The following is a 25581-nucleotide window of genomic DNA, read 5'->3' on the forward strand; positions in this document are numbered from 1 at the left end:
TCAATAAATCATTCTTTGCTTCTGTAGGACTTACTTTTTTTCATCCGTTTCTGATAAAGGATCGATTCCTAAAATATCTAAAATAGGTTGGTTCAAAGCACTAAAAGCTTCATCATTTGTCAAACCTTGTAAAATCGACTCGCGAGTAACTTCGTCACTGTTAAATAAAGAAATGTTAAATTCAACAAGTTCGTTAAATTGTTTAACTGCCGTAGTATTTTCTGCATACATACGTTCCTGACATTCTAAAGCATCTAACACATCTCCAGCAGTTAAATTATTTTTTTCATGAACAACTTTTTTTCCATCTTTATCTTTTAAAACTAATTGAGTCTTATTTTTGATTGCCATTTTTTTCTCTCCTTCATTAATTCAATCTAAAAAACAAAAAGAGAACTAAAAAACTAGTCCTCTTTTTGCACATTATTCACTAAATTTAATAGATCACTTTTTAATGTAATGTCATTAAAACTAATATTATTTTCCGTTAGCCATGACTTAATTTCAGCAACCGTATTTTTTTCATTTGGTTTATCTTCTTTTTCAGCCCCGTCTATCTCCCTACTTTTCAAAGAAACATCAGGGCTTACTACTCCCCCGCTGGAAATGTTAATGCCTTAAGAGCTTTAATTGATTCTTGGTCAGATCCAATGTATTTACCTACCGTTTGACCTTTAGCATCCCCTTCTGCATCGTTTGCAATTGCAGAAAATACATATTCTTCTGCTTCTGGTTCAAAAGCTTCATTTGTTAATGTATTTAACTTCATAGATTCACGACTAAATCTCCCTTTAAATGCTGCCAGTAAAGCAGTTTCTCCACTTAAATCAGAAGATTCTAATAGTACTGCACAATATGGTGGTTCAGTATCTTCTCCAATAAAACTAATTTTTTGTTCGTTAACCTTATAGCCCAAAATCTTATCATTGACATCTTCCGGTAAATCTAACAAACCAAAATTAATACTTACATCCCCAGTTCCTTTTTGAGAAACGTAATAGGTAATATCAGAACCATGTACTTTAGTTGATTCTTTTGCTAATCCTGTAATTTCAGCTGAAACTGTCGCACCTTTATCTTGTTTCCCCTCAATTACGAACTGATTTTTTTCCGGAATTTTTCCGGTTTCGTCAAATACTCCAATAGTTAATCTTTTAAATCCTACAAATGACATAATTTTTCCTCCTAAAATCTAATAAAAAAAAGACACAAAAATTTGCGCCTTAGTTCTCTAATATTTTGTATCATAAATTTTGGTGTTTCCTCGATATCTTCTGGCATCTACAAACCTATTTGTTTCTGCAAAATATTCATCAAGTCCTTGGCCACTTATTTGGCCAAATCCTATTTTTTTAATTCATTTTTTATTTCATATTGAATTTGTTTACATGTGATTCGATATGCAGACTCTACATCTATTTGAATTAAATATTCAACAGATAATTCTTTGTCGCTTCCATGATAAGCCTCATTTGGAACATCAACAGGTCTTATTGTGATAAATGGACCTGTTTTATCAGCTGTTTCTGGTTGTTGGTAAAATTTAATTCTTAGACTTTTCATTTTCTCATTATAGGTCATAGAATAAATATACTCATTTGAAACCAATGCATCATATATAATATTCAACATATCATTCATAAATTCTTTTTGACCTCCTCTGCAACTGTATTGAAATAAAGAGGTTCAGAATCTTTCAATGATTTAGTAATTACACCAAATCCTCTTGGTCTAATTTGTTTTCCATTTCTAGTATATCCCCATTCGTTCAAATGGATAATCCTATATCTTTCATGTGGACCATTCCAACCTATTTTTGCATTGGCCTGATTATTTCTAAAAATAGCTTCTGTTTTAACCACTTCATCAATGGTATAACCTTTATCTTTAAAAACAAGCATATCTTTTTGTAGTCTTTTCTCTACTTGTTTTGCACCTGCATCTATCGCTTCTTTAGTAATAGCTCTTATTTTTCGACTACCTAGTTTTTTTCTAAATTTTTTAAAGTTTCTTGAACACCTTTAATTTCAACATCAGACATCATCAATCATTCCTAAAATAATAGTTATAAATCGATTTTCAGAAATATCGTTTCTGACATCTATAATGTTCCATTTCCCTTGAAGTCTATAATCCTCAATCTCAACATAATGTTTATTTGACGGAATATAAGAGCCACGAGTATCACGAATTACAACTGTTACAGCTTTTTTAGTTTCCTTACCATTCAGAATTTCCAAATCCTTTTTTGATGGATCATAAACTTCGGCACGAGCTTTATAAAGGACTACTTTTTCTTCATCTCCTGGTTCTGGACCTTTATGAGGTTGATATTCCCAAAAGCAAATAATCGTATTCATCTTTCCAGTCCTACTTTTCCTCATTTGTTTCTTCCTCCTTAAAAACCTTATATTCCGCTTTTAATTGAAGAAGAAGAGAATTGAACCCCAAGTCATATTCTCTAAGTACGCCATTTTGACTACTGGATTCAATAGTTGCCGAACCTGCATGATAATAATGGTCTGTTAATAGCAAAATACCTAAATTTAATAAATCTATGGTTTCATTATCTTGCAAATAAAAAGAAGGCTTATCTTTTCCGATAGCCCCCTTTATATATGCAATTGCTGATCTAGCAGCTCGTATTATACCTATATCATCATTTGAATAGTCTTCTCGGATAGCTTCTTTTATCTCTTGTAAATCTAATTCATCCCTTGGATTTAAAATCATTTACATTCACCTAACTTAAATTAACGTAATTTTATTGATAATACGATTATTCTTCTTTAGATTCTTCTAATAAAGCAATTAAATCTTCTCTTTTATCAGAAGATTTATAAGAAATATTTTTCTCGTCTAAAAAATGTTTTAATTCCGAAACTCTCAAAGAAGTAAAATCATTGTTATCTGTCAAATTCGATTTATCCCGCGAATTATGAGATATTTGTTCAGAATCCCCATCTGTTGATGGGGTTACGCTTTTTTTATCGTAGCTAGACGGAACGCTGAAGCTAATTTAATTTGGTGATCAAACCACGCTGTTACCATAAAATAATTAATACCATTATCATAGTCTTTGTATTGTTCATATAATACATCTGCAATATCGTAGTTCAAATGTGCATATGAGAAATCACCAACAACAGGTGTTGTAGCCGCATCAGTAAAGATTACTGGTTTACCTAAGACTTGCTCTGGTTGCGCATTGTATAATGTAGCACTTCCATTAGCTAAAGTTCGAATAATCGTTACATAATCAGAAAAACGCATATAAATTGTTGCATTTTCTCGAAAATCTTCGTGCAAGTCTGCTAAAGCATTAGTGATTGCTTCATATAAATCATTTCCTTCCACCTCCTTGATATTCACTTCGGTTTTATCATAGAAACTCATATGTTCTTCGCCACTTTTAGGTGAAGTAGCAAATGAAACTTTGCGTTCCTTTGCAGCAAGCCCTGCACGTAAATTATTTTCTACTGTTTGAACCAGGTTCGTATTCGTTCCCATCAATACTGTATCAGTAATTCCAGCTTTTACTTTTGTTTGAAATCGTCCAAAATTAACTGAATCTCCTTTTAGTTCTATTTCTTTAGCAGCTTCTCCATCTTGAATAAAATCATCGTCATCAATTGTGAATGAAATACGAGGAATTACAAGATTCGTAATTTGGGTTACTGTTTCTTTTTCTCTCAACTGATTTTTTACTAGCGGTTCCGCAATAATATCATTTGTTAATGTAGAAGGCAGGAATTTATTTCCTTTTGTAGTTGAGTTATCTCCTAATACTTGCAGAACATCTGAATTCACAGGACGATTAGCCATCGTTGCTCGAATTAATTCTGCTTTTGCATCAATAATTTTTTGCTTAGGATCTGTGGCTTCTGTAAAGTTACCTTTCGAAAGGCTTGCTTTTTGTTCTGCTTCCATTTGATCATGTTGATTCTTGATAATATCAAATCTTTGTTGTAACTCTGCTGCAGTTTTATTTAATTGATTTAATTCTTCAACAGTTACTGAAGTATCAGCTGCTTTTTGAGAAATTTCATCTTTAGTTTTTTGTATTTGTTTTCCTACCGTTGTCATATCTTGTTTTAATTCAAAAAGTGTCTTCATTTTTAAAGTCCTCCTAATACGTTAGTTATATATTCTTTATCTTTTTTTGCCTGTTCGATTATTTTTTTCTTTCATGATCATCTATTTGATTTTCTTGTTTAGTCATTAAGAATTTCTCAGGAACTCTTTGATAATTACTAAAGAGTTTTTCGCTAATAGATGCTGCTATTTGATTCGAAGATTCAACAATGTCACATAAACCATAGTCAAATGCTTCTTTTGCTGATAACCAAGTTTCTTCAGCCATTATTTGTTTGATTTTTTCTTCTGTTAATTTCTCACCAGCTTTAGCAAGATAAGTTACAACTGATGATTCCGCAATTCTGTCAAGATCGTCAGCTTGTTTTCTTAATTCATTGGCATTACCTATAGCAAAAGACCACGGATTATGAATCATCATCATGCTATTTTCTGGCATAATAACCTTATCGCAACTAACTACGATTACACTGGCAATAGAAGCTGCTAGAGCGTCCACATAAGCTGTTACATATGCTTTATGTTGCTTTAACATATTTCCTATAGCAATTCCTTCAAAAACAGAACCACCAGGAGAATTCACATGTAAATTAATTTTTTTGACATCTCCAAGCTCTTTTAAATCTTTTTGAAAACTCGAAGCTGTTGTATCTGATTCATCCCATTTGAATGATGTAATTTCTCCAAAAATATAGATGTCAGCTTCATCTTGATCAACAGATTGTTTACATTCCCAAAACTTTTTCATAACTACCCTCCTTTCAAGGAAAAATAAAACAGACCTAACTATTTTTAGTTACGTCTGTTTCACTAGATTTATGCGATTTCCTTAATGTTGGATCCATTTCTTGCGGGTACATATCGCCTGAAATCCATAAATCAGCAGCTTTACCTCCACGTGGTGGCATTTCTTCAAGCATCCTTGCTTCATCTGGCGCCATCCATCCATCACGAATACCACCATGATAAAATTTCTGCCTAGCATCACTGTCCCCACGCAAGAGTCCCATCATATTGAACTTAAAGTAATAGCCTTTTATTCTTTCATTTTTTTGAAGTATCTTCTTGTTAAATTCTCTTTCATATTGCTTCACAATAGGAGTGAGAGTCATATTAACGAATAGTTGCATCAACTGTTCATTTGATGAGAAACTACTACTGTCGGAGTTCAAAAAAACACTAGGAACGTTAAAAACATTAGCAATACGATCTCGAGTAATTTTCTCAGTGATCTTCATGTCTGTTGCTACAAAGTTACGGTTCATTTCTTCAATAGTTATACCAGGCTCTTGAAAAAGTACACCGCCATTTTCTTCATAAAACCGTCGGAAATCTTCCACTACAGCCTTTTTCTTTTCTTCATCAACGCTAGTGTCATAAGTTAAAATGAATGAATCTCGTAATGATTGCATCTCTTTTAAAGAGAACTCACGAACAGCTTTATCAAAATCATTCGAATTTTTTAATACTTGTATTGGGCTAATTCCCTTCCAAATTCCATTTCCTGCAATGTGTCGCACATGAATAACATCAGAATTATGAAAGTAGAATGTTTTACCATCGTTATTCACTTGATACCATAATTCTTTACTACTCCTTTCAACAATAGGATTAACATAATTTGGATTGAACGGGATCAGTGATTCTAATTGCCCCCGAATATCTCGAACAATCAAAGCATAACCATTTCCGTTTGTATTTCTACTAACTTCCAATACATTAATTATTTGGTCTAAAGTTTGATTTTTATTAGGAAAATACATCAACCGATCCATCGATTCATCGAATTGCTGTTCACAATTCAAATATTTTTTAAATGGTAGACTGGATAATGTATTACTTAAACGAGAAATGATTGAAAATATATTTTCGTTAGTTTCAAGAGTTGAGTTTTCTAATCCAAAAAAAGTCTTTCCAATCCATGATTTAAAATTTTGATTTTCATAGGATCCTTTAATAATTGATTGTTTGATAAATTTAGGAGTTATTTTGTTAATAGTCCTTTGGAATTTATTCATTTATTAACCTCCTCTCATCATTTCTCTTATACTTATGAAGCCAACAGTTCCTGTTTGTTTTGATTTTTTAGCAAACATTTCCACTACACTTACATGACTATTTAACACTGATGCAAAACCGTCAATTTTTCTATTTTTTGATTGTTTCGTAGGCATCCAATTATTATTTCTATCTTGTACTAGTTTTACATTTGATAAATACCATCTAAAAATTTTTTGCTGATTATAAATAACTTTGCCATCTAAAAATCGTTCTTTTAAGTCTTTCATTGGTCCACCAAGAGTAGTGAATCCTTGAATAGCTTCTTCCATGACAAATCCAAAATCAATCATTTGTTGATTTAAAATCAGACTATTTCTTCGATCATATCTAACTTTCAACACTTTATATTTTTTTGATTGCTCCACAAACCAGTCAAAAACAAACTGATAATCAACATAACTTCCTGGTGTCACAGTTAAATCACCTGATTTTATCCAAGCATCCAACCGTTGTTTATTATTGTCGTTGTTATATCTTTCTTGCGAAATCCAACTATGTTCTAAAACTGCTATTTCTCCAGTTTCATAAATGGGAAATTCCAAATTAGCCGATGTAAAGTCTTGTGTTTCTGATAAGTCATATCCTCCAACACATTCTTCACCTTCCATCGTTTTCCAATCAATTATTTTGTTATTCTTATTAATTGTTTGCATATCTAAAAACGATAATTCGTCTATGTCAGAAAATAAATTAAACTGTTTTGTGAACCAGTCAGCTTTCTCTTGAGGACTGTTACGTTCTGTTTTCCAGTCGGTTACTAAATCAACAAATGACATTAAGCCAATGTTAGGATTTGCTTTAATCCAGTTTCTTGGATCATCCGCTTCTGAAACATCGTCTAGTTTTGCTACAAAATAAAAAACCCGTTCATCCAGACCATCTTCAAGATGTTCTAAACAATCGAGTGCATTATCATAATATTGCATAAGTGGTCCATCAAGAACATAACCTGCTGTAGTTATATAAACTATTAGTGGTTGCCTTCGCGTACCGCGAGATTTTTTTATTACATTAATCAATTTGAAATTTATAAATTCATGGATTTCATCGAAAATCGCAAAATGAGTATTTAATCCATCGAGTTTTTTACTATCCGATGCTCGGGCCTCCATCTTAGAAAAAGTTGCTTCGTCTTTAATTAATGATCTTTGTGGCTTATACTTTTTGTCTAATCTAGGAGATTGCTTTACCATTTCCTTTGTTTTATCAAATAAAATTGATGCTTGATCTTTCGCATTGGCCAAAACATAGACATTAGCACCTTGCTCGTTATCATATCCCAACATATAAGCTGATAATCCGCTGATAAGTGACGTTTTACCATTTTTTCGTCCTACAAATGTCAAAGCTTCACGAAAACGTCGGATTCCTGTGTCTTTATGAATCCATCCAAACATTGAACCAATGATAAAATGTTGCCATGGTTGCAAAATAAATCGGTCAAAGTCTCCTTCAGTCGGACGGCAATTATCTTCAATAAATCGAATTGGACGATGCCCTACTTCTTCATCAAAAATCCACGGAAATTCTTCGGTTCCTTGTCGTTCTAAATCTAATATATGCCTTTTAGCAGCAAGAATATTTTCTTTACTCGCTGGTATAGATTCATCGATCAAACGTTCAGCGTACCAAGTAGTCAATAATTCTGGATAGGGTTCTAATAATATCCCGCCCCAAGAAGCTTGTTCCTCCTTGTAGTTTTCCCACCATTTTTCTAACTCAGAATAAGATAAAGAAGTCAATTCCATTCTGAATCATCTTCTTCATCTTGAGATAGTTTTATAGCTAATTTTGCTCTAGAAGCTGGAGAAAGTCCTAAATCTCCACCAAAAACACGTAAATTTTTGGAACATGTATCCATTTGTTTTGATAATGGATTCCCATACATCTCTGGTGGTTCATTGAATTCTTTACCACTTGCTTCAGCAAGCTCTTTATTTCGTTTGTATTCTTTTTTGTACTCTCTTTGCATTTTTCTATATTGCTTTCTTAATTCTACATATTGAGAGTACCAATCACTATACATAGCCATTAAGTATACATCTGGATTCATCACTAATTCGACTGATAGTAATTCATTTTTAATAAAATCAAACACTTCTTTTCCCTGCTTATCTAGCCACGAAGGAGCCCTGATTTCATCTGTATTCATTTTTAATTTTTCTTCAACTTCTGCTCGCTTTTTCAATTCTTTTGTATTTCTTTTGTTTGGATTTTTTTGGAGCAATTGTAATCTTGCACTTTTAGCTGGTCTTGGCATAATTTCACCTTCTTTCATTATTTTCTAATCGTCTAAAAAAATCGAAAAGCGGTATTTGTGTAAAGGAAGGGGCGCACCGGTCTTGGCGCCCCTCCTGTTTCTATTTTTCTAAGTAGGGGGGCTAGTTACCTCTGTATCTTTTAAGTTCTATTTCCACTCTTAAATTCTCACACACTAATCTAGGTGTCGCTAAAACTTGGTGATTAGTCTCGTCTCACGAGATACATAGATTGATTCTATAATTACAGTTCCATTCAAAACAGCTGATTTTAATTCATTAATTTCTTTAGTGAGATATTCTAAAGACTCAATCTGTTTATTTGCTACATTACTCTCTTGTTGCATAGAACTTCACTACCTTTCTCTTCGTCTTAACTTTCTTTTCTCCTCCTGATTTCTCAGGATGTTCTTTGTTATGGCAAGCAAGGCAAACAAGCTCTAGGTTATCTATGTCCCAGAACTTAGTTATATCTTCTCTTGCTTCGATTATGTGATGGACAACTACTCCTCTTGTTATTATCCCTCGGCGTTGACACTCTTGGCATACACCAAAGTCCCTTGCTATGACTAGCTTTCTAAGTTTCCTCCATTTGTTTGTCTTATAGAGTTTATCTATTTCGTCTCTAGGTCTGACCTCTCTCATTTAAGTTTCTCTCTCATGTTCTATCGTTCTTTTATCTAGATACTTTGTATTCGGACTATCGTAATACTCAATATGTATTTTATTCTGTCCATTTGTATCATAACTTCTTGTATGCCAATGATATGAAATATCCACTAATCCTCTTGGTATTTTATCCAATCATTGTCCTTTATAATAAATCTCTGGTACTGAGTCAGTATCTTTTAATTTAATCTCTAATAGATTGGCATCATCTTTTACTTCGAACAATTCAATTTCGCTTCTATCGCTTTGAACAAATAGATTTTTAAACATCCCCATGACTATTCTCCTTGCTATATTTCTCTATATAAACATTCACTAAGGCTTCTTGTACCTTAAATATTCCTTCAATACTAAGATTATTTACACTCAAGCCTAATTTTTCCTTTATAAACTTAGCATTGTGGTCTGCTTTAATTGTTTGTTCAGCAATAAAATAATTAAGAGCTGCTACTTCATCCATCTTTAATCCAACTAAACTAATGATGTTAATGAATAAGGTAGCTAGTTCATCCATATCTTTCTCTGCTCTTATCTTCTCAATCAACTTGGTGTAATCATAGTTATCATTCATTTGATGTACCTCTCAATGTTTTGTTGAATATATTCGTCTTTCCAATACCCACGTCCACAGTAACGAAGGTTATATTTGTCGATTTCTTTTGGTGTCGCTTCTCGTGCCATTTCAATGATTGAGTACTTCTTTTTATTTGGACTGACTGGACCACTCTAATTGGATCATTATCATTTGGCTGTGGATACCTATTAGAAAGTGATACGTACCAGTAGTTTCTCATTAATTATTTACCTCCTCGATCATCTTCTCTTCAGCAAAAAAATGGATAGAAATAAAAGTATAATATATAATTAAATTTAAATTAAAAAATTATAGAAGGTGAAGCTATGGATGAATTTAAAATGATAAAAAATACACTTATTTCGATAAAACAGCGTACATCATTGATAAACAACATTCCTAACGAAACCGATCTAAACGACATTATAAAACAGTTTAATGTTCGACTTATAGATAAAGAATGCAATAAAATAATTTCGATTGAGGTAGCTAATTATTTAAAATTAGAAAATAGGATATTAAATAAATATATCAAACAGATTGCTGAAGAACTTCACATCAAACTAGAAGGTCTTCATAATGTAAATTCTGATACTTCAGAAGCTGATGCATATTATATCTATCTTTAATCGATGTACTATAAATATAACTTCCGTCTTTAGAAATTAATAGACAGCGAGTGCTCTCAATTGATTTTGTATTTTCACATGATATAATAGACATAGAAAAAGGACGTGCTGGTAACACGTCCTGTGTAGAACCGTTAAAAAGACGGTGACGAAACTTTAATGTTTGATTAAATAAACCATCTCAGCTCGTCAAAGTGAGAGATGGTTTATTTTTTGTTATTGTCATCTTTGATTAGCTAAAACTAACATCGCAAAAGCAATCATTAGCTGTAGCGCCTCAAACACTGACAATTCAGGCTCTCCTTTCCTTAAATTTGATACTTACATTCATAAGCATCACCTCCTAGAATGGATTGCCACCATCTTTTCACTTTTCTACGATACATATTATAAAACAAGGTTAGCTGGTTTGCTAGCCTTGTTTTTATGTAAAAACTACACCTCAGAGCAGCTCATGAGGTATAGTTCTAGCATGCTATAATTGAGATTGCCCATTCCTCTTGCAGTAGCTATAGAATGGTATATAGGTCAGATTGCCCCCACTACTGCTCAATCTCAAAGTCGCTGGAATGGGATCGCACCACTCATGTACTATTCCTCTCTAGTTTTGTACAAGGTCCCAGTAGTCCGCCATACGAAACCTACCTTCACCTTCGCGTCTCTCTATTTCCGCCACAGCGACATAAGTGTATTGCGAAATTATTTTTAGTCGTTATATAATTAATTAAGGAGGTTTTTCATATGCCTAATTATGTTATTGATACAACACCTACAAAAAATAATACTCACATACTACATGAAATAGACTGTCCATATGCCCCTGACAAAAATCATTCGATTGAAATTGGATACTATATAGAATGTTCATCAGCGCTCCGATATATTCGTATCAAAAAAACAAATTTAAATGTTTCTGGATGCAAATACTGTTGTCGTTCTTGTTGCAGTAAAAAATAATTGTATTGCTAGCTATCTTTTGAGGATAGCTAATTTTTTTATATCAAAACAGACAGCAACCAGTTGATATAGATAAATAATGGAAAGTAAAGGAGGTTTTCACTTCCTTTTTCGTATTTTTGTGATTAGTTGCTGTCTATCAAAGCATAATTACAACGATAAGGGAGACTGCCTCCCTTCGCTTATTTTGTCGAATTACTAATCTTTCGACACTATCATAATATCACTGGTAAATGGCTAAAAACCGCCATCATTCCGCCAAAAAACCGCCAAATTATTTATAAGCAATTTTTTCCCCATGTCTATATGCTTCTGCAAACTCTATCAGAGCTTCAGACTTCATCCGTTGAATGCTTCTTTCTGAATAACCTACTTCACGACTAATCCTGTAGTTTGAGAAACTGTCTGGCACACAGAAACTGTAGTAGAGTATCTGACGACTAATTAGACTAAGCGCCATCAAAGCCCTCAAAATCGCATCTCTTTCTGCTTCAGCATCTGCTAATTGGATCATGGCATCTTCTGCTTTGTTTCCATGACTAGGAGTTTTAGGCATATCTGTTATAACTGGTGACTTAATATCTATCAAAGAGCGACCTGCTATACGCTCTAAACGTCTAAAATTCTTTAAAACATTTCTGGCATTATCTCTTGTTTGTTTGAAATCTACTTCTCTTAATAAATTCATCAAGCAAAATCGCTCCTCTATGTGATATACTAAAATTGTGGAATGTATTAAATTTTCAGGAGTAATATATGCCTTTTATTGTTTATTTTTTATTTCATTGTTAACTATCTATATTCCCCTACCAACACTAATGTTAATGTTCAATCGCCTTGCTCACGAGCATAATACTACTACAGTGTTACTTAAAATTTTGTTACTACTACTTGTAACTATTGATTACAAAATTAGTTTTTATTGGATACATAATTATAAAGTAAAACAAAGATATTATCTCTGCCTATTAGTGCTTAACTTATTTGAGTTTTTCATCCATTTTTACCTAAATCTGCAATATCAGACAGCCAATCTAAAAATGATTTGTTCTTACCAGGCATTATTACTTTTCTGTATGATATTTTTCCCTCTATCAAAGACATTCAAAAATTATATTTTCGAAGAAAAAAATAACTAATAATTAATTGTTCTTTTTACTTTTCTTGTAAATGGCATTTTCTTTTGTTTTATGTCGGTTTCTTTGATCATTACAAATCACTCTAAGGTATGTTATAATTGAGAAAGGATTTGTTACAACTCACCATTCTATGTAGCGACAGCCAATTTCGGCTGTCTATTTTTATGTTCTTTTTACCACAAGCTAGAAATTCCGTTCGCTTGATTAATCCTAGCTTGTAATTCTAAATCGGGTTTCCATTTTGGGATTAAATCTATAGCTTCTATAAATCTAGCTTTTGGAATATCCATATAAGAAGCCACATCAAATACTGCTTTCAATTGATTGTAACAATTACTGAACGCAGCTCTGTTTATGCTCTTATTCTTATAGGCATTACTTTTCTTGCCACCTAGTATTTTTATTACTGTAGATCGAACTAATCCCTGTATTTTACGACGTTGACTAGAATTGATGATCGTTTCCGTTTCTAATTTATCTAATCGTTCATTTACTGCTGCTAAATTTCGTTCATGTTTTAGCGCTGTTTCTAATAGTAATTCGGTATTACTGATCGGTGGCATTGCTTCCTTCAATTGATTTTCCATTTGGTTGAACCGTTCAATGTAAGCTACTGCAAATTGTGTACCTTTGGCTCCTGTCATTCTGGTTGAGTAAAGCTCACAGCCTTTTTTAGTTAACAAGTAATTTGGTAGTTCTTTATTTTGAGAATTTGTATACGTTGATTCGATAAAATAGGACTCGTGATTTTTCACGCCACCGATTTGTTTGATGATATTTCGAATATCTTTCAACACGTTGTCATGTGTACGCCCCACCATTTTCGCTACTTCATTACTCGTAATCGTTTGTTCAATTGTTTCCATCTACTTACTTCTCCCTTCTTCAAAAGCTTTGCGTTAGCCGTCCCATTCTGAATTGACTTTTGTTCTAAACGGCGTTTTTTCTTCTTGATTTTTGATTTCGTCTTTCCCATTATTCCTTGTTCCCCTCTTGGATGATTACTAACATAAAAATAAAAAGTACAATAAATATAAAAGGATAGATCATTCCGCTTCCTCCTGTTCCACCGCCCATAAAGTAATTATGTTTAATAAGTCTAATTTTTCTTTATTGTTTAATGACTCATAACTATGTGCTACCTCTCTGTATCTCAATTTCCCTCCTGTAGTTGGAAGAAATGCTAGTTCTTCGATAAACCATGCAATATTTTTTGTTTCAGTTAAATACTCTTTTGCCCACTCCAACACAATTTTCTGGTTGTCGTTGAGTTCTAGCTCTTCTATCGCCTGTAAATTTACTAACGCATAATTGAAGCCTTCTATAAAGCTATGATTTACTGTTTTATTCGGATCATCATTTTCAATGTACTCTTTTTCGAGTCTATCTGCTTCAGCTTCTAGCCATTTCAACGCCTTGCTCATCCTTCCGCCACCTCTTCCAATGGCACAGCAAACGCCCAGTATCTTTCATCAATTGCTTTGATTTCACGTTCTGTAAACTTCATATCTTCGAAATCATTATTATCGGCTAATTCAATTCCATCATCACTCTTCATTAAATAAGCCCCTTCGATATCTGGAAAAAATATTTCTGGTGACGCGATTATTTCTGGAAAATAAACATAATACAACGGCTCTTTCTCGACCTCGTAGCCGTCCTTCATGTGAATGAGAGTTTCGATTGGTTTGTTTTCAGCAACATCTAACCAATTCTCAAAATCTGTCTTGTGTGGCCATTCTTCATCGTCTAATTCTCTGATTGCCATAAAAATCGCTAAATCCAATGCATCTTTATTATTTTCAAACCACTCCGCCACAAACTTAGGCACAACTGGCTTCTGCGGTTCGTCTAACTTTTTCATTACCGCAATACCGGCATTTATACCATCGTTATAACAATCAGCTCTTATGTCTTCACTTTTCATTTTATGAATTTCTAATTCTTTGATTCCTTCTTGTTTATTCATTACTCTCCCTCCAATAACTCGCTATTCTCGTATATATTCCCGATAACTTCATAGTCAGTGTGAAATACTGGATCATAATAAATACGATATTCTAAGTCCAAGTCTACTAGCTTACAAATTAAGCCAGAATGGCACTCAGAGGCTTGAATAACAGCTTTTTCATGATCTAAGTGATTAAAACCATCACTTACACTGAAAAATACTACATCTCCTTCAAATATCTCCACACCATTTTTATCTTTCAGCCCTGTGGATTGCATGAGAACATATTTATCTGGAGACATTTCAGCATGAGTGATCAAACTTCCTGCTTGTCCATATTTCATTTCTTGTCCAAATTTTTCACCTTTAAACGGTGTGTACCAAGCTCGAAACTTCGGTATCATTTGCTGTCATCCTACTTCTTCTCAGTCACCGTAAACGGCACAATACTTTCTGGCATGTAATTTACTTCGTATTTGTATTCATTGACCTTCGCGCCTTCTAAATCTTCAACCACATACATGTTCCAACTAGTCATGTTTACAAGATGTTTTTTGTACTCATTCTTTCCTGTTTCAACTAGAATAACGAGTTTATTTTTATCTTCCGTATCCACAGATATTCGACCGATCGCTTCAAACTCCACTTTGTCCGTTCGAGTATTGATTACTGCTACTCGACGAATCACATTAAAATTATCTGCTTCTTGGCTTACATTGTAGGAAACTTTATCACTTTCTCTACAAGCCCCTAATGTGATGCCTATTCCTAATAAACTGATAAATACAATTAATTTTTTCATTTGTCTTCCTCCTCAATTTCACATGCTTTTTCAAACTCGTTAGTGATACGCTCAAGCGCTTTTTTGTACTCGATAATACTTTTTATCACGTGACCTTCTCTCATCACGTAGTCACGCTGTATTGCTTTTAAACACATACTCAACGTTTGATAGTATCCAATAAACGAAACCCCTTCTACTTTTTCACCTTTGCTATTTACGGTATATTGAATATTCCCTTTTTCATCAAAAATAACTCGTGATAGAACAATATTTCTGCAATCACTCGTCTCAGTGATTCGATAGTTTTCAATTTTCATATCTAGCATTCCACAGCCCTCATTTCTGTAAATGGAATAATGGTTTTCCCGTGGTATTCAACTACTAAACCGTCATCGTCTGGATGAGTACTATCAATCGTTACCATCGCTGAATTGTCATAAACATGTTTTACGTATCCTGAGAACGGATATAGCCATGGTGTCTCACGTTCTGAGTCACAACAGAAGCATTCGACTTCTTGGTTAACTTATGGAATGAATTTCTTTTTTCTGCTCATGATTACTCACCTCGTCCAAAAATACGACGTTCTTTTTCTTCAGCTTTATTTAAATCAAGGTAAATACCTTTCCCATCCTCAAGATATTCTGGTTTCACATAATAAGTTTTATTTTCAATATCCCATTGACACATCTTCGCTAAAACACTAAGAAATCTGCCGTTTTTAATACTAGGATTTCTGCTGGTTTTGTTTTTTGGTTTATAAAACTTAACTGCTCTATTACTTGTTTTATCTGCTGGAACAATTGCAATTATTTTGGTTTTATCATTCAAGTAAACTAAAGCATACTCCGAAAATTTTAAGCATTCTGCCGCTGCTTTACTAAAATTTATTCCATACTTTGAAATAGTAACTTCTGGCTCTCTTGCCTGAAAATTCAATGCAATCAATTTAAAATCTTCTGTTAGTTTCATAAAATTAACTCCTTGCTACTTTTCATCCAAGCCTGATTAGACTTGGGTTGTTTTTCTTTTATCAAATTTTTCCTTTTAGACGGATTGATTTTATTAGTTTTTTGAGAATAATCTTTTACCTCCACTACTTCGCCATTGCTCACATAAGCAGCTAATTCTGCCATTTCCTTTGATTCATAACGTTTAGCTCCTTTTAAGTTAGGAACTCCACATCCTTCTGAATCGACATAACACATTGCTTTTACAACGTATGCCACACTTAACCATCCAATAGCTAATTTCTAAATGCTCTGCGTACTGTATACGCTTCGTTAATGATTATCTTCAACGTATCCGATGGATAGATTCGATGACTTACTTTCTTGATATCTTGTTCATATAACCAAGCAAGCTTTGCTAAAGTGTAGTCATCAAGAGAAAATCTCGGTCTTTTCTTAGGTGTCCCACCTGTTTGTTTTGGCTGTCCCACCTACGCTATCGCTCCTTTTACTGGTTTTAATCGTTTATCTGCTGTTTGATAAAACACCATCGTAAATCCATCAGAATTGACAAACATTCTTGATGTCGTCCTCGTACCGTAGGCTTCTTTCAGTTCTTTGCCAAACAAGTTCGTTGTGATAATCGTTGCTAAGTTTTGTCGTGCATCCAAAAATGAATTTAGCGTGTTTATGCCAAACGCTCGACTTTCCGATGCATCTTTTCCTAATTCTGATCCGATATCATCAATGACAACTAAATCCGCTGTTTTGATATCTGCAATCAACGATCTCTCAATCGTTTTTCTCAGTTCAGGATTGTTGTACGAAAACTTGATTTGGTCCAACATTTCCTGTAGCCCGATAAACAAGATTTTTTTGTCGTAGTTTGATCGCTTCAAAACTTCCCAAGCTGCTGCCATCGCTAGGTGACTTTTACCTGTTCCCTGTTTGCCAGTTAAAACAAGGTGACTTGGATTTCCTAACAAAACTGAATTAACAAAGTGTTTGGTTACCTCAACGGCTTGTTTTGTTTCTTGGTCGACAATTTGGTAATTCTGCAATGTGCAATCAAACAACGCTTTATTAGGCACGACAGAACCACCTTTGAAAAAGTTGATGGCTCTTGCTTTCAGGCTTTCGTTGTAAATTCGTTTTGTCTGTAAGTCTTCCTGAACTCGCAATGCTTTATACCCACATTGCATACAGGTTGGTTTACAGCGCTCTGAGCCATCAGGATTCTTCGTACGCCAGCCATACAAGGGCTGTCCGCATTCAGGACATTCGCCACGTTGGACAAGCACTTTCTGTATCAGCTTTTCCATGATTTCTCCAACGGTTTCCATGCCTACGCCTCCTCTCAAATAGGCAACTCATCTGTGCTAAATTTCTCGTATTCAAGCGTTTTATTTGCATTTCTAGGCGATTTTGAATAATGACCTTGCAAATACTTTTTCACTTTCTCAACGGTGTCTAGTTGCTTGTTTTCCCAACTTTTCAGCACTTTATCGAGATAGTTATAATTTTTTAGCACCATTTTTCAGCATTTCTTCAATCGCCATGATGACAATTTCATCTTGTCCTTGAAAATCATTTACCCAAAAACGAATAGATTCTAAGACCATTGGTGATTCTGTTGGATTCACTTGATTTAACCAATAACCTGTTGCGCTAATTTCTGAATGAAAATCTATACTAGATCCAGAAGCATTTACAGTGTTGTTTTCGTTTTTGTTTTGTTTATGTTTATTTAATGTGCTACTGTTGCGCAACTGTGTTGTATACTTTTGTGCTACTATTTCGCTACTATGTTGTACACTCTCTTGTAAACTATTTGACGTATAAAGTTTACATATATGATAAGAGGTTGCTTTTCTTCCATTACTTCGGAAATCAATCAACCCTAATTGTTTAAGGATATTTCGATTTTTATTTATTCCTTGGCGTGAAAGACCGGACAAAGTTTCAAGCGTTTGATTACTTGCCGTAAACCACTCACTCCATCTTGCTTTATTGTTTATGCTCATCAATGCACGCCATAAAGCAATTTGACCAGATGAAAGTCCCTGATTGTACATTAAATAATCGTCAAACGCTAAAATTTGTCGAATATAGTCCATCATCACTCCTCCTTAGACAAGCGAGGGAAAACTCCCTCGCTATAGTGGTGGATTCATATCATCGAACAATGAATCCTGTTGTTCATCTGTATTTGCTGTTTCTTCGTATTCATCAAACGCTGATGATACGTCTTCCACTTTTTCTGCTTCTTTACGTTCTGATTCAATTGGTTCTGCATCATTTAAAGTAACTTCTTCTACAAGATCATTATTTTCGTCAAATCGAAAAACTCTTTCATCAGAAGTAACCGCATTTTGCATTTCTACAGATAAAATTCCCCATTTAGCTAACATGTTACGTAAGACGGTTTTTATCGCCATCGCATCATAATTCTCTTTCCACGCTCCGGTTAGCTTTGTTTTATCAACCCCTTTGGCATGTTTGATACGATGAGCTTCTACTTCTTGCTTCGTCCAATAAACAGTTTTTTTAAACCCATTTAGTAATTCAAAAAATCCAACATAACCGATAACTCGATCAGATTGTTTCGCATTGTAGTCAAACTGCAACTCTTCTGTCAGAGGATTCCATTCAATTAATTGCCCTTCATAAATTTCTATTGCATTAAGTGCTTTGTATTGTCCAGAACGTTGTGCTAACTGAATATAGCCTTTGTATCCTAGGATGAATTGGGCTTCGTTATGCGTAATCCAATCTTTTCCTACCTTTTCTTTCCGATTAAATGGAACAATATAGGCATAGCCTAAATTTTTATCTATTGGTAAATCCATCGTCGCTGCTTTTAAAGCAGAAGCGATGATAGTCATCGGCTCTGCTTTAGATAAATAATCATCGCCACCAACTAACGTTAAAAGAGAACCCATAAAAGCATCTGATTTTTCGTGTAAAATATCATTGAATTTCTTTTTCATAGCTGGCTGACTCATCAATGTTTTAAAACCTAATTTTGAAACATCCACTGCTTGATTGTTTTGTTCTGTTAGCTGATTCTTTAAATCTTTACTTGTTGCCATATCACTGAATCTCCTTTATCACTAATCTATTTGAAGTTGATAAGCTGTAAATTTCCTCATCTTTCATTACATATGGATATTTCTCTGCTATTTTCTTCAAGTCTTTTCGTTTAGAAACGACTGATTTTAAACAAATAATCCGATTAGGTGTGATACCTGTAGAGGCATTCTTTATTCCAAGTTCTTGGATAATTTGATTGTCGATTTGTCGAATACTCTTCTCTAATTCCTTCTTATTTTTGAGCAACTCTTCTTTTTGATCGAGTAGAACGTCATAATCGGCATGAAGCATAATTTCAGTTGAATCTAATTCCGAATAACGCTCTTTTAGAAAATCTAATGTTGCTTTACTTCCATCGATCAGTGGCTCTTCTCCGCCAATAATGTTTGTTTCCCAAAAATCAACTAACCGTTCTGTGATGATGTCAATCAGTTCTTGATCTCGTTCAACTCGTTTCCATATAAATCTTTGACCACCAATCAACACAGCGATATAACAATAATCCTTGTTCAAAACATTCATATAATGTTGCACTTGACACAAATAACTGAGTGGCACTTCTTCTCCTTCCCATTCTTTGCTAAGAAATTGATTCGCTGTTTTACATTCAAGAATGGCATTTTCTCCTACTACATCACGGTCGATATTGGCTCTTAAAAATGGATGTAACGGATGTTCAAACACTTGGTTTCTTCTACGGACCTTTTTGCCTGTTCGTTCTTGAAATTCTTTGGCAACAACTTCTTCTAAAACATTGCCCCAATAAGCTGGTTCGCTCTCTGAATCTTTCAATTCAATTTGACCCGTTTTCTCAAGCCATAATTGATAAGGAGATTTGTATTTATTCAATCCAAGTACGGTTGCGACATCAGAACCACCAATACCTCTTTTGCGGTCTTCGAGCCATTCTTGATGACTCATGTCTAAAGTTGATTTACTCATCTTCATCCTCCTCGTCGATTGGTGCTTCATATGGTGGTTTAGCATAATCAGGATCAGTTAAATAATTGTCAAGATTTGCTAACTCGTTCATGTTTCCCCTCTTTTCTGCTTGCTAATACGCAAAGCACAAGCATGGCAATTGCGAATAACAAGCCAAAGATGACGTAGTTTTTTTGATACAATCACTAACGTGAAAAATAAAATAATGAGTAAATCAATTGTTTTTTCATTCATCATTCAAATTCCTCCAGCAATTCAGATTCCTCCATTAAATGGAACACCATTTCTTTCTGATACTTAAGGACAGCTCGTCTAAAAGTTTGACACTCTTCGCAATTGCAATTGCTTCGAAACGATTTCTTAATGATGTTTCCTTGTTCAAAAATACTAATTGCGTAAAGATTAGCTGGTCCAGCGATTTTGATTGCCACACATTCATCATCTGCCACAGCTAGTGAAAGACCTAAGCTTTCTTTTTCACATTCATTAGCTAATTCTTCAATAAGATTTTCAATTTTTTTGTTCATATGTTATAATTCTCCTGATATATATTTTTGTTTGTTACCAATTAGCGACCCTCATTGCTAATTGGTCTTTTTTTATTCAAATTGAGCCTCCGTTAACTCGTAATCAACTTTTTGCTGCGCTTGTTCAAATAACTTATTTAAGTTATCTTCTGTTGCGAAAGTTAGAATCTTTTCAATGTTTGGAAATACAGTTTTAATAAATTCAATTTTCTCTTTTGTCATCATAATCTAGCCTCCCTATTTTTTATTTCTAAAAAACGTAAATCTTCAAGCTCAATTTCAATCAGTTTCGCTTGGCTATCTGTCAATTGCTTAGATTTTTTTAGCGCTTCTCGCTCTTCTTGCAATACTTTTCTGCGCCATTTAATCAATCCAAGTATTTGGTTTTCTTGTTGCAAGGTATATGCCATATCACTTCTCCTTTCGTTTATTGAATTTCTCCATTTCTATTTGATAAAATATTTCTATAGAAATGGAGGTGAAAACATATGTCTCAAGTTAACAAAAGTACTAATGAACTAGCCGTCGATCTTGTTATAGCTTGGTTAAATCATGAAAAAGAAGTAGCGTATGAAAGCGGAAGAACTTCTGTTAAAGGCCAAGCAAAATCTGTAAAAGAAGTTGCTCAAGCCTACCTTGATTTTTCCTATACTCTAGTCAACGGTAAACTTCCTGATAACCTTGAAAATCAGAAAAAGTAATTAGTAATTTTTTAAGAGCTCTGCAATGGCTGCAACCATTGCGGAGTTTTCTTCTTTTACAGCATCTTCCATAGCTTTTTCAGCCTTTTTTAAAATGTTTACTTTGATATCTAGTATTTCCTTTTGCTTTTCTGCATATTCTTCCATTTTTCTCACCTCCTTTGCCTCTCACCGTCACCACCTCCGGAAAGAGGAGTTGCATTATGAAAAAATAGTATTAGTAGCAGATATAGAAAGGAGAAAAATCTACAACTCCTCTTTTCGGAAGTGGTGAATGTAGAACAAGTTTAAATATTTAAATTTCAAAAGTTTCTTTTAAAAATCGTTGTAATTCAGTTCGTTCAATTCGAATATCTTGTTCACTCCATTGTTGAATCTTTAAACCTTTTGAAATCCAACCGCTTAATTTGTCATCACCAATTCTCAATATTTCTTTTACTTGAGACTTATTCGGGTAAGGTGGTAATTCAACAGTTTTAGTCAACAAGCTGGATCGCTTTTCGATTTCTTTCAAAACAATAAAAGTAATATTACTTGCTAATTCGTTTTGAATTACTTCATCTGGAATGTTTAGTTGCATAGATTACACCTCCTACACTGTTGATTTTTGTTCATTTCTTTTGCTAAAATTTTCTTATCAGTGAGTGGTCCACTGAAATAAATAATATTGGAGGTAATCCACATAGGAACACAATATTTTCAGAAAGTTTGTACTAATGGTCACCAAATAAGTGATCGGTCCACTATCAATTCAGATCCTCAGCCTGAAGAATATTGCGAAGAATGCGGAAGCAAAGTTATCACCACCTGTCCGACTTGTAGGATACCTATACTAGGGCACAAAACTATTGATGGAGTTATTACTCTTGGTTATATAACACCAGTTCCCCAATATTGTCGTCATTGCTCAAACCCTTACCCGTGGACTTCACTCATCTTAGAAAGTGCTGTTGAGCTTCTTTCTTTAGATGAAGATTTACCTGATAGCGATAAACTTCTTATAAAAACCGCTATTCCAGATCTCTTGGTTGACACTCCTAAAACCAAGTTAGCAGAAGCTAAATTTAAAAAAGGTTTTTCTAACGCCTCAAAACTAGTTAAGGATTCGCTCTACAATCTTCTTGTAGATGTATTATCAGAATCAGTTAAAAAAACTATTTTTCCAAATTAGCTTTTCCACACCAACAACAAAAATTTGAGTCTTTTCTTATAACACGGTTACACCAAGAACATTTAGTGTAATCGTGTTTTCTTTTCAGATACTTCAAATAACCTTTTCTCCTAATAGTTTTTTAATTCTTGGTTTAAAACGACTAAACATTTATTACACCTCCTACGCTGGTTGTTTGATTTTCACCCCGTTTGATATAATTGAACTAAGGAGGTGAAAATATGAAAAATATTCAAATGCCATCCGAATCAGAGTATGTTCTAACAGCGATGTATAAAGAGTTTTTAGATCGTTATAAAAATGGTATTCCTAGAAATAAAGCAAAAATTTTCGGTCACCAATCTAATATTGGAAATTTAGTACCAGAAATTTGGGAAGAAGATTTAAAAGGACTACTTGATGAACTAAAAGAACTTGGACTAATTTCTGCAACTGGTGGCTCTGATATCTATCAATATGTTTCTTTAACAACTAACGGCATTAGTTATATGGAATATAGAGCTGGAAACAAAATTGAGGATGCAATTAAATCATTAGTCTCTTTAAAATCTTTACTACCTTCTAATAAGTAACCCAGTCATCTGCTTGTAAATCTTCTGCTGTAGGTTGCCATCCGAGTAGCAATTTGCGTTCTACTGGTTCCCTATTGCTAAGCAAAATCATGCAAGCAGATGTATTAGTAGGGATAATCCATAACATTCTCTCTTCTTTTTGCCATTCTTTTCTAGTAATTGCTTTTCCTTTAGGTAACGCAATATCTATTGCCTCTCTTATATTCACATTCTCACCTCACGCTGGTTGTTTAAAATTTGTTATTTTGATAAACTATCATCAATACTTAATAATTCTTGAATGAAAGGAACAAAAAATTGAATCTTATACTCAGTTTCTTTTTACCTCTACTATCATTTGTTTTTTCTACAATCGCCTTTTTATTTACTTTGAAAAATGAATATAATAAAAAATTCAATCTTCAATTACAGGTGTTAGATGAGAATATTAGCGAATGGAAAATAGATCGCTTCTCAACTGAAAATCCCGACAATTATTTCCAATATAGATATCGTTTATTTCCAAATGTCGTAATAACAAATAATAGTTCAATTCCAGTTACAATAAATTCCTTTTCACTTAACGATAAATACAAATTCAGCATATTTACTAACAATGCAAAACATTATTCTGTGACAATCGAAACTAATTCGACTAAAAAAGATGAAATCACATTTTATTCAGTTGGAAAAGAAAATAGAAATAGCACTTGATAACAACAATGTTTTAAAGCCTGTTATAACAATTGCTCCATTTGAATCAGTTACTGGATTACTTTTTTTCATGTTCGATGAATCTCTAATAGGTAAAAATACTATTACTGTTTATACATCTCGCGGCAATAAGGAATTCCCTCTAACCATTTCGTCACAGTACAACTCTGTTGTCCAGACTGGATATGTCCCTCCGCTATAATCTTTATTTTGATTTTTTCAGGTGGTTCTTTTGCCAAATCATTAAACTCTTTTATAACTTCTTCGTATTCTTCTATCAAAGATGTAACATCGGGTGATAGAAGATTTTCTTTTAAACTCTTCATACTACACCTCGTATAACCACGCTGGTTGTTTGACATTTTTGTTTTTGCTAAAATTTTCTTATCAGAGTGACAGGCTGAAATACTGATAAGGAGGTGGTAACATGTTTACAAGAATCACTTTTTCAAATGGTGAAACATTAGATATATCTACTAACACAGTTATACATGCATGGAAATCTGACAATCGGACTGATAACAAAGACAACATGTATTATGCAACTATGATTTTTGAAGGATCCAACCTAGACGGAAGTTCAATTTGTACCTCTGATCCAATTGCTGGACTTAAGGGATTATTTGGTCATTCTGATTGGTTTTCTATAGTAGATACACCAAATAAAGTTTTTAAAACTTCAGCCATTGTCTCTCTAGAATCTATTGGTTAGTATTTTGTTTCAAGGCAATCATTCTGATTTCATCGCAAATTTCATCAATAATATAATGGCTTTTGGAATCAGAATGATATGCTTTTAGAGCCATTACATTCATAACTGCATCTTCATATGTTGATGCTTCTTTTATAAACGCTTCAGCAACCTCTTTAATACTGTCTTTTAATCGAATCGTTATATTCAAAACCCTTTCCATCCTTCTCACCTCCTCACGCTGGTTGATTGCTAGAATCTACTTCTAACTTGATATCTAAAAGTTCTTCGATTTGTTTCAAACGTCCCTTAGGTTTTCTTTTTTCGACGAAAATATCTCGTAAATAAGTAACTGATATACCCATTCGTCGAGCTAATTCTCGTTGACTCCAACCCTTTTTAACAAGAGCGATTTGTACTTGTTGTTTTAAAGTCATTAAATATCACCTCCAACAGATTATTTTCCTTCCTTTTATTACTTTTTTATTGACTTAAAAAGGAATATATTCTATTATGTAAGCATAGGAAATACAGCGCACAACAAACAAGCTTTCTTTATTGTCTTGCCGGACTTTTCGCTAATAGCTCGTGTGTTTTGTGTGTTGTAAATATCTTGCTTACAAAAAAGAGTATAAAGTATTATTTTCTCTTTGTCAACAACAAAAAGGAATTTATTATCTTTTTTTAGGCGTAAGGAGAAAGAAAATGACTTTAGTAGCTAGAATTAAAGAATTAGCACAAGAACAATCCTTAACTTTAGCAGAGTTAGAACGAAAATTAAATTTTCCAAATAGTTCAATCAGAAAATGGGATCAGCAAAATCCAGGGATAAACAAAATACAAAAAGTAGCAGATTACTTTGATGTATCAACTGATTATCTTTTAGGACGTACTGATAAGCGCCATTATTATGATTTAACAGAGAAAGATAAACAAGATATTGCTCTACAAGCTGAAAAATTACTTGAAGGCTTAGATTCAGATGCTGAAACAAATTATTATGGCGAACCTTTAGACGATGAAGATAAGGAAAAATTATACGATGCAATTCAACTTGCATTATCCTTAACTAAGGTTAAAGCAAAGAAAAAATTCACTCCTAAAAAATATCGTCAATAGGTGGG

General features: G+C 33.6%; 43 protein-coding genes and 5 pseudogenes. 7 read left to right on the forward strand and 41 right to left on the reverse strand.

What is annotated here, in order from left to right:
• Positions 1–30: 30 nt before the first annotated feature.
• The 16 genes and pseudogenes from gpG to EHR_RS00645 all read right to left on the reverse strand — a co-directional run bounded on the left by gpG (position 31) and on the right by EHR_RS00645 (position 9877).
• Positions 31–351 (reverse strand): phage tail assembly chaperone G, encoded by a 321-nt coding sequence (gene gpG / locus EHR_RS00575; RefSeq protein ID WP_010738221.1) that lies wholly within the window; start codon positions 349–351, stop codon positions 31–33.
• A gap of 238 nt (positions 352–589) precedes the next feature.
• Complete coding sequence (locus EHR_RS00580) at positions 590–1174, reverse strand: major tail protein (protein ID WP_010738222.1); 585 nt, start codon at positions 1172–1174, stop codon at positions 590–592.
• A gap of 57 nt (positions 1175–1231) precedes the next feature.
• Positions 1232–1641, reverse strand: a pseudogene (locus EHR_RS00585) (hypothetical protein).
• Positions 1638–2041 (reverse strand): annotated as a pseudogene (locus EHR_RS00590) (hypothetical protein). Before EHR_RS00590 ends, EHR_RS00585 begins: the two co-directional pseudogenes overlap by 4 nt.
• A complete protein-coding gene (locus tag EHR_RS00595) occupies positions 2034–2360 on the reverse strand; it encodes a hypothetical protein (protein WP_010738225.1) in 327 nt (108 codons plus the stop codon). Before EHR_RS00595 ends, EHR_RS00590 begins: the two are co-directional and overlap by 8 nt.
• A gap of 10 nt (positions 2361–2370) precedes the next feature.
• On the reverse strand, positions 2371–2733 hold the full coding sequence (locus tag EHR_RS00600; protein ID WP_010738226.1) for a head-tail connector protein: 363 nt from the start codon (positions 2731–2733) through the stop codon (positions 2371–2373).
• Between the two features lie 46 nt (positions 2734–2779).
• Positions 2780–2917 carry a HeH/LEM domain-containing protein gene (locus EHR_RS13590; protein WP_014834200.1) on the reverse strand — a complete coding sequence of 46 codons (138 nt, stop codon included), beginning with the start codon at positions 2915–2917 and terminating at the stop codon, positions 2780–2782.
• A gap of 59 nt (positions 2918–2976) precedes the next feature.
• Positions 2977–4116 (reverse strand): phage capsid protein, encoded by a 1140-nt coding sequence (locus tag EHR_RS00605; protein ID WP_010738227.1) that lies wholly within the window; start codon positions 4114–4116, stop codon positions 2977–2979.
• Between the two features lie 58 nt (positions 4117–4174).
• Positions 4175–4843 carry a head maturation protease, ClpP-related gene (locus EHR_RS00610; protein WP_014834201.1) on the reverse strand — a complete coding sequence of 223 codons (669 nt, stop codon included), beginning with the start codon at positions 4841–4843 and terminating at the stop codon, positions 4175–4177.
• 34 nt (positions 4844–4877) lie between these two features.
• Positions 4878–6113: a phage portal protein gene (locus EHR_RS00615; RefSeq protein WP_010738229.1), complete on the reverse strand. Its 1236-nt coding sequence runs from the start codon at positions 6111–6113 to the stop codon at positions 4878–4880.
• Between the two features lie 3 nt (positions 6114–6116).
• On the reverse strand, positions 6117–7904 hold the full coding sequence (locus tag EHR_RS00620) for a terminase large subunit (RefSeq protein ID WP_010738230.1): 1788 nt from the start codon (positions 7902–7904) through the stop codon (positions 6117–6119).
• Complete coding sequence (locus EHR_RS00625; RefSeq protein WP_010719498.1) at positions 7895–8416, reverse strand: phage terminase small subunit P27 family; 522 nt, start codon at positions 8414–8416, stop codon at positions 7895–7897. Before EHR_RS00625 ends, EHR_RS00620 begins: the two co-directional genes overlap by 10 nt.
• Before the next feature lie 328 nt (positions 8417–8744).
• Positions 8745–9059: an HNH endonuclease gene (locus EHR_RS00630; RefSeq protein ID WP_014834202.1), complete on the reverse strand. Its 315-nt coding sequence runs from the start codon at positions 9057–9059 to the stop codon at positions 8745–8747.
• A gap of 159 nt (positions 9060–9218) precedes the next feature.
• Positions 9219–9359: a hypothetical protein gene (locus EHR_RS14155; RefSeq protein ID WP_010738231.1), complete on the reverse strand. Its 141-nt coding sequence runs from the start codon at positions 9357–9359 to the stop codon at positions 9219–9221.
• Positions 9346–9654 carry a hypothetical protein gene (locus tag EHR_RS00640; RefSeq protein WP_010718385.1) on the reverse strand — a complete coding sequence of 103 codons (309 nt, stop codon included), beginning with the start codon at positions 9652–9654 and terminating at the stop codon, positions 9346–9348. Before EHR_RS00640 ends, EHR_RS14155 begins: the two co-directional genes overlap by 14 nt.
• Positions 9651–9877: pseudogene (locus tag EHR_RS00645) on the reverse strand (hypothetical protein). Before EHR_RS00645 ends, EHR_RS00640 begins: the two are co-directional and overlap by 4 nt.
• Positions 9878–9983: 106 nt before the next feature.
• Between EHR_RS00645 and EHR_RS00650 the strand changes: the two are divergent.
• On the forward strand, positions 9984–10286 hold the full coding sequence (locus EHR_RS00650; RefSeq protein ID WP_010737830.1) for a hypothetical protein: 303 nt from the start codon (positions 9984–9986) through the stop codon (positions 10284–10286).
• Between the two features lie 222 nt (positions 10287–10508).
• Here EHR_RS00650 and EHR_RS14730 read toward each other — a convergent pair whose 3' ends face one another.
• Both EHR_RS14730 and EHR_RS00655 read right to left on the reverse strand, forming a co-directional pair.
• Positions 10509–10571, reverse strand: a complete 63-nt coding sequence (locus tag EHR_RS14730) for a putative holin-like toxin (protein WP_420795279.1) — start codon at positions 10569–10571, stop codon at positions 10509–10511.
• A 946-nt stretch (positions 10572–11517) separates the two neighbouring features.
• On the reverse strand, positions 11518–11931 hold the full coding sequence (locus EHR_RS00655) for an ArpU family phage packaging/lysis transcriptional regulator (protein WP_010738232.1): 414 nt from the start codon (positions 11929–11931) through the stop codon (positions 11518–11520).
• Between the two features lie 68 nt (positions 11932–11999).
• Here EHR_RS00655 and EHR_RS14330 point away from each other — a divergent pair.
• Positions 12000–12382 (forward strand): annotated as a pseudogene (locus tag EHR_RS14330) (hypothetical protein).
• A 173-nt stretch (positions 12383–12555) separates the two neighbouring features.
• Here the strand turns inward: EHR_RS14330 and EHR_RS00660 are convergent.
• From EHR_RS00660 to EHR_RS00730, 17 genes and pseudogenes are all read right to left on the reverse strand, one after another.
• Positions 12556–13248, reverse strand: a complete 693-nt coding sequence (locus tag EHR_RS00660) for a phage regulatory protein (protein ID WP_010738234.1) — start codon at positions 13246–13248, stop codon at positions 12556–12558.
• A 180-nt stretch (positions 13249–13428) separates the two neighbouring features.
• The gene (locus EHR_RS00665) at positions 13429–13806 is read right to left on the reverse strand and encodes a hypothetical protein (RefSeq protein WP_010738235.1); all 378 of its coding nucleotides are present in this window, start codon (positions 13804–13806) and stop codon (positions 13429–13431) included.
• Complete coding sequence (locus tag EHR_RS00670) at positions 13803–14351, reverse strand: DUF1642 domain-containing protein (protein ID WP_010738236.1); 549 nt, start codon at positions 14349–14351, stop codon at positions 13803–13805. The genes EHR_RS00665 and EHR_RS00670 overlap by 4 nt, the downstream gene beginning before the upstream one ends.
• Complete coding sequence (locus tag EHR_RS00675) at positions 14351–14737, reverse strand: YopX family protein (protein ID WP_010738237.1); 387 nt, start codon at positions 14735–14737, stop codon at positions 14351–14353. Before EHR_RS00675 ends, EHR_RS00670 begins: the two co-directional genes overlap by 1 nt.
• Before the next feature lie 11 nt (positions 14738–14748).
• Positions 14749–15135, reverse strand: coding sequence for a beta-sandwich lipoprotein (locus tag EHR_RS00680; RefSeq protein WP_014834205.1), 387 nt, complete (start codon positions 15133–15135; stop codon positions 14749–14751).
• A complete protein-coding gene (locus tag EHR_RS00685) occupies positions 15132–15443 on the reverse strand; it encodes a hypothetical protein (RefSeq protein WP_014834206.1) in 312 nt (103 codons plus the stop codon). The genes EHR_RS00680 and EHR_RS00685 overlap by 4 nt, the downstream gene beginning before the upstream one ends.
• Positions 15444–15675: 232 nt before the next feature.
• Positions 15676–16089, reverse strand: a complete 414-nt coding sequence (locus EHR_RS00690) for a hypothetical protein (RefSeq protein WP_010738238.1) — start codon at positions 16087–16089, stop codon at positions 15676–15678.
• The gene (locus tag EHR_RS00695) at positions 16086–16346 is read right to left on the reverse strand and encodes a hypothetical protein (protein ID WP_010738239.1); all 261 of its coding nucleotides are present in this window, start codon (positions 16344–16346) and stop codon (positions 16086–16088) included. Before EHR_RS00695 ends, EHR_RS00690 begins: the two co-directional genes overlap by 4 nt.
• A gap of 17 nt (positions 16347–16363) precedes the next feature.
• Positions 16364–16558 carry a hypothetical protein gene (locus EHR_RS00700; protein ID WP_010738240.1) on the reverse strand — a complete coding sequence of 65 codons (195 nt, stop codon included), beginning with the start codon at positions 16556–16558 and terminating at the stop codon, positions 16364–16366.
• Positions 16559–17410, reverse strand: a complete 852-nt coding sequence (locus EHR_RS00705) for an ATP-binding protein (RefSeq protein ID WP_014834207.1) — start codon at positions 17408–17410, stop codon at positions 16559–16561. It abuts the gene before it with no gap.
• Between the two features lie 14 nt (positions 17411–17424).
• A pseudogene (locus EHR_RS00710) lies at positions 17425–18184 on the reverse strand (DnaD domain protein).
• Positions 18185–18223: 39 nt separating this feature from the next.
• Positions 18224–19159 carry a recombinase RecT gene (locus EHR_RS00715; RefSeq protein ID WP_010738242.1) on the reverse strand — a complete coding sequence of 312 codons (936 nt, stop codon included), beginning with the start codon at positions 19157–19159 and terminating at the stop codon, positions 18224–18226.
• A gap of 1 nt (position 19160) precedes the next feature.
• A complete protein-coding gene (locus EHR_RS00720) occupies positions 19161–20108 on the reverse strand; it encodes a YqaJ viral recombinase family nuclease (protein WP_025480543.1) in 948 nt (315 codons plus the stop codon).
• Between the two features lie 81 nt (positions 20109–20189).
• Positions 20190–20339, reverse strand: coding sequence for a hypothetical protein (locus tag EHR_RS14160; protein WP_014834210.1), 150 nt, complete (start codon positions 20337–20339; stop codon positions 20190–20192).
• On the reverse strand, positions 20336–20629 hold the full coding sequence (locus EHR_RS00725) for a hypothetical protein (protein ID WP_010738245.1): 294 nt from the start codon (positions 20627–20629) through the stop codon (positions 20336–20338). The genes EHR_RS14160 and EHR_RS00725 overlap by 4 nt, the downstream gene beginning before the upstream one ends.
• A gap of 72 nt (positions 20630–20701) precedes the next feature.
• Positions 20702–20854, reverse strand: coding sequence for a hypothetical protein (locus tag EHR_RS14165; protein WP_010738246.1), 153 nt, complete (start codon positions 20852–20854; stop codon positions 20702–20704).
• On the reverse strand, positions 20851–21039 hold the full coding sequence (locus EHR_RS00730; RefSeq protein WP_010738247.1) for a hypothetical protein: 189 nt from the start codon (positions 21037–21039) through the stop codon (positions 20851–20853). Before EHR_RS00730 ends, EHR_RS14165 begins: the two co-directional genes overlap by 4 nt.
• 78 nt (positions 21040–21117) lie before the next feature.
• Between EHR_RS00730 and EHR_RS00735 the strand changes: the two genes are divergently transcribed.
• Positions 21118–21330, forward strand: coding sequence for a hypothetical protein (locus EHR_RS00735; protein WP_010738248.1), 213 nt, complete (start codon positions 21118–21120; stop codon positions 21328–21330).
• On the opposite strand, the gene EHR_RS14170 is transcribed toward EHR_RS00735, so the two are convergent.
• Together EHR_RS14170 and EHR_RS00740 are read right to left on the reverse strand one after the other, a co-directional pair.
• Entirely contained in the window at positions 21331–21477 is a 147-nt protein-coding gene (locus EHR_RS14170) for a hypothetical protein (RefSeq protein ID WP_010738249.1), read from the reverse strand.
• Positions 21478–21625: 148 nt separating this feature from the next.
• Positions 21626–21910, reverse strand: coding sequence for a hypothetical protein (locus tag EHR_RS00740; RefSeq protein WP_010738250.1), 285 nt, complete (start codon positions 21908–21910; stop codon positions 21626–21628).
• Between the two features lie 87 nt (positions 21911–21997).
• Between EHR_RS00740 and EHR_RS00745 the strand changes: the two genes are divergently transcribed.
• Positions 21998–22501 (forward strand): DUF2321 domain-containing protein, encoded by a 504-nt coding sequence (locus EHR_RS00745; RefSeq protein WP_014834211.1) that lies wholly within the window; start codon positions 21998–22000, stop codon positions 22499–22501.
• A 221-nt stretch (positions 22502–22722) separates the two neighbouring features.
• A complete protein-coding gene (locus tag EHR_RS00750) occupies positions 22723–23073 on the forward strand; it encodes a hypothetical protein (protein WP_010738251.1) in 351 nt (116 codons plus the stop codon).
• On the opposite strand, the gene EHR_RS00755 is transcribed toward EHR_RS00750, so the two are convergent.
• Positions 23063–23281: a Thoeris anti-defense Tad2 family protein gene (locus EHR_RS00755; protein ID WP_010738252.1), complete on the reverse strand. Its 219-nt coding sequence runs from the start codon at positions 23279–23281 to the stop codon at positions 23063–23065. The two genes, EHR_RS00750 and EHR_RS00755, sit on opposite strands and share 11 nt — an antisense overlap.
• Positions 23282–23870: 589 nt before the next feature.
• Positions 23871–24092, reverse strand: a complete 222-nt coding sequence (locus EHR_RS00765) for a hypothetical protein (RefSeq protein ID WP_010738254.1) — start codon at positions 24090–24092, stop codon at positions 23871–23873.
• Between the two features lie 101 nt (positions 24093–24193).
• Here EHR_RS00765 and EHR_RS00770 point away from each other — a divergent pair, with 101 nt between their 5' ends.
• Positions 24194–24478, forward strand: coding sequence for a hypothetical protein (locus tag EHR_RS00770; RefSeq protein WP_010738255.1), 285 nt, complete (start codon positions 24194–24196; stop codon positions 24476–24478).
• Here the strand turns inward: EHR_RS00770 and EHR_RS00775 are convergent.
• Both EHR_RS00775 and EHR_RS00780 read right to left on the reverse strand, forming a co-directional pair.
• Positions 24468–24680 (reverse strand): hypothetical protein, encoded by a 213-nt coding sequence (locus tag EHR_RS00775; protein WP_010738256.1) that lies wholly within the window; start codon positions 24678–24680, stop codon positions 24468–24470. The two genes, EHR_RS00770 and EHR_RS00775, sit on opposite strands and share 11 nt — an antisense overlap.
• Before the next feature lie 13 nt (positions 24681–24693).
• On the reverse strand, positions 24694–24894 hold the full coding sequence (locus EHR_RS00780; RefSeq protein ID WP_010738257.1) for a helix-turn-helix domain-containing protein: 201 nt from the start codon (positions 24892–24894) through the stop codon (positions 24694–24696).
• A 268-nt stretch (positions 24895–25162) separates the two neighbouring features.
• On the opposite strand from EHR_RS00780, the gene EHR_RS00785 reads away from it, so the two are divergent.
• Positions 25163–25576: a helix-turn-helix domain-containing protein gene (locus EHR_RS00785; protein ID WP_010738258.1), complete on the forward strand. Its 414-nt coding sequence runs from the start codon at positions 25163–25165 to the stop codon at positions 25574–25576.
• The last annotated feature ends 5 nt before the right edge of the window (positions 25577–25581 follow it).

Origin of the sequence: Enterococcus hirae ATCC 9790 (assembly GCF_000271405.2) — a bacterium.
GTDB classification, from domain to species: Bacteria; Bacillota; Bacilli; order Lactobacillales; family Enterococcaceae; genus Enterococcus_B; species Enterococcus_B hirae.

What these genes read in the sequence shown, in the direction of transcription:
- gpG (WP_010738221.1), bottom strand. Translation starts at nt 351, where the DNA reads ATGGCAATCAAAAATAAGACTCAATTAGTTTTAAAAGATAAAGATGGA.
- EHR_RS00580 (WP_010738222.1), bottom strand. Translation starts at nt 1,174, where the DNA reads ATGTCATTTGTAGGATTTAAAAGATTAACTATTGGAGTATTTGACGAA.
- EHR_RS00595 (WP_010738225.1), bottom strand. Translation starts at nt 2,360, where the DNA reads ATGAATACGATTATTTGCTTTTGGGAATATCAACCTCATAAAGGTCCA.
- EHR_RS00600 (WP_010738226.1), bottom strand. Translation starts at nt 2,733, where the DNA reads ATGATTTTAAATCCAAGGGATGAATTAGATTTACAAGAGATAAAAGAA.
- EHR_RS00605 (WP_010738227.1), bottom strand. Translation starts at nt 4,116, where the DNA reads ATGAAGACACTTTTTGAATTAAAACAAGATATGACAACGGTAGGAAAA.
- EHR_RS00610 (WP_014834201.1), bottom strand. Translation starts at nt 4,843, where the DNA reads ATGAAAAAGTTTTGGGAATGTAAACAATCTGTTGATCAAGATGAAGCT.
- EHR_RS00615 (WP_010738229.1), bottom strand. Translation starts at nt 6,113, where the DNA reads ATGAATAAATTCCAAAGGACTATTAACAAAATAACTCCTAAATTTATC.
- EHR_RS00620 (WP_010738230.1), bottom strand. Translation starts at nt 7,904, where the DNA reads ATGGAATTGACTTCTTTATCTTATTCTGAGTTAGAAAAATGGTGGGAA.
- EHR_RS00625 (WP_010719498.1), bottom strand. Translation starts at nt 8,416, where the DNA reads ATGCCAAGACCAGCTAAAAGTGCAAGATTACAATTGCTCCAAAAAAAT.
- EHR_RS00630 (WP_014834202.1), bottom strand. Translation starts at nt 9,059, where the DNA reads ATGAGAGAGGTCAGACCTAGAGACGAAATAGATAAACTCTATAAGACA.
- EHR_RS14155 (WP_010738231.1), bottom strand. Translation starts at nt 9,359, where the DNA reads ATGGGGATGTTTAAAAATCTATTTGTTCAAAGCGATAGAAGCGAAATT.
- EHR_RS00640 (WP_010718385.1), bottom strand. Translation starts at nt 9,654, where the DNA reads ATGAATGATAACTATGATTACACCAAGTTGATTGAGAAGATAAGAGCA.
- EHR_RS00650 (WP_010737830.1), top strand. Translation starts at nt 9,984, where the DNA reads ATGGATGAATTTAAAATGATAAAAAATACACTTATTTCGATAAAACAG.
- EHR_RS00655 (WP_010738232.1), bottom strand. Translation starts at nt 11,931, where the DNA reads ATGAATTTATTAAGAGAAGTAGATTTCAAACAAACAAGAGATAATGCC.
- EHR_RS00660 (WP_010738234.1), bottom strand. Translation starts at nt 13,248, where the DNA reads ATGGAAACAATTGAACAAACGATTACGAGTAATGAAGTAGCGAAAATG.
- EHR_RS00665 (WP_010738235.1), bottom strand. Translation starts at nt 13,806, where the DNA reads ATGAGCAAGGCGTTGAAATGGCTAGAAGCTGAAGCAGATAGACTCGAA.
- EHR_RS00670 (WP_010738236.1), bottom strand. Translation starts at nt 14,351, where the DNA reads ATGAATAAACAAGAAGGAATCAAAGAATTAGAAATTCATAAAATGAAA.
- EHR_RS00675 (WP_010738237.1), bottom strand. Translation starts at nt 14,737, where the DNA reads ATGATACCGAAGTTTCGAGCTTGGTACACACCGTTTAAAGGTGAAAAA.
- EHR_RS00680 (WP_014834205.1), bottom strand. Translation starts at nt 15,135, where the DNA reads ATGAAAAAATTAATTGTATTTATCAGTTTATTAGGAATAGGCATCACA.
- EHR_RS00685 (WP_014834206.1), bottom strand. Translation starts at nt 15,443, where the DNA reads ATGCTAGATATGAAAATTGAAAACTATCGAATCACTGAGACGAGTGAT.
- EHR_RS00690 (WP_010738238.1), bottom strand. Translation starts at nt 16,089, where the DNA reads ATGAAACTAACAGAAGATTTTAAATTGATTGCATTGAATTTTCAGGCA.
- EHR_RS00705 (WP_014834207.1), bottom strand. Translation starts at nt 17,410, where the DNA reads ATGGAAACCGTTGGAGAAATCATGGAAAAGCTGATACAGAAAGTGCTT.
- EHR_RS00715 (WP_010738242.1), bottom strand. Translation starts at nt 19,159, where the DNA reads ATGGCAACAAGTAAAGATTTAAAGAATCAGCTAACAGAACAAAACAAT.
- EHR_RS00720 (WP_025480543.1), bottom strand. Translation starts at nt 20,108, where the DNA reads ATGAAGATGAGTAAATCAACTTTAGACATGAGTCATCAAGAATGGCTC.
- EHR_RS14160 (WP_014834210.1), bottom strand. Translation starts at nt 20,339, where the DNA reads ATGATGAATGAAAAAACAATTGATTTACTCATTATTTTATTTTTCACG.
- EHR_RS00725 (WP_010738245.1), bottom strand. Translation starts at nt 20,629, where the DNA reads ATGAACAAAAAAATTGAAAATCTTATTGAAGAATTAGCTAATGAATGT.
- EHR_RS14165 (WP_010738246.1), bottom strand. Translation starts at nt 20,854, where the DNA reads ATGATGACAAAAGAGAAAATTGAATTTATTAAAACTGTATTTCCAAAC.
- EHR_RS00730 (WP_010738247.1), bottom strand. Translation starts at nt 21,039, where the DNA reads ATGGCATATACCTTGCAACAAGAAAACCAAATACTTGGATTGATTAAA.
- EHR_RS00735 (WP_010738248.1), top strand. Translation starts at nt 21,118, where the DNA reads ATGTCTCAAGTTAACAAAAGTACTAATGAACTAGCCGTCGATCTTGTT.
- EHR_RS14170 (WP_010738249.1), bottom strand. Translation starts at nt 21,477, where the DNA reads ATGGAAGAATATGCAGAAAAGCAAAAGGAAATACTAGATATCAAAGTA.
- EHR_RS00740 (WP_010738250.1), bottom strand. Translation starts at nt 21,910, where the DNA reads ATGCAACTAAACATTCCAGATGAAGTAATTCAAAACGAATTAGCAAGT.
- EHR_RS00750 (WP_010738251.1), top strand. Translation starts at nt 22,723, where the DNA reads ATGAAAAATATTCAAATGCCATCCGAATCAGAGTATGTTCTAACAGCG.
- EHR_RS00765 (WP_010738254.1), bottom strand. Translation starts at nt 24,092, where the DNA reads ATGAAGAGTTTAAAAGAAAATCTTCTATCACCCGATGTTACATCTTTG.
- EHR_RS00770 (WP_010738255.1), top strand. Translation starts at nt 24,194, where the DNA reads ATGTTTACAAGAATCACTTTTTCAAATGGTGAAACATTAGATATATCT.
- EHR_RS00775 (WP_010738256.1), bottom strand. Translation starts at nt 24,680, where the DNA reads ATGGAAAGGGTTTTGAATATAACGATTCGATTAAAAGACAGTATTAAA.
- EHR_RS00780 (WP_010738257.1), bottom strand. Translation starts at nt 24,894, where the DNA reads ATGACTTTAAAACAACAAGTACAAATCGCTCTTGTTAAAAAGGGTTGG.
- EHR_RS00785 (WP_010738258.1), top strand. Translation starts at nt 25,163, where the DNA reads ATGACTTTAGTAGCTAGAATTAAAGAATTAGCACAAGAACAATCCTTA.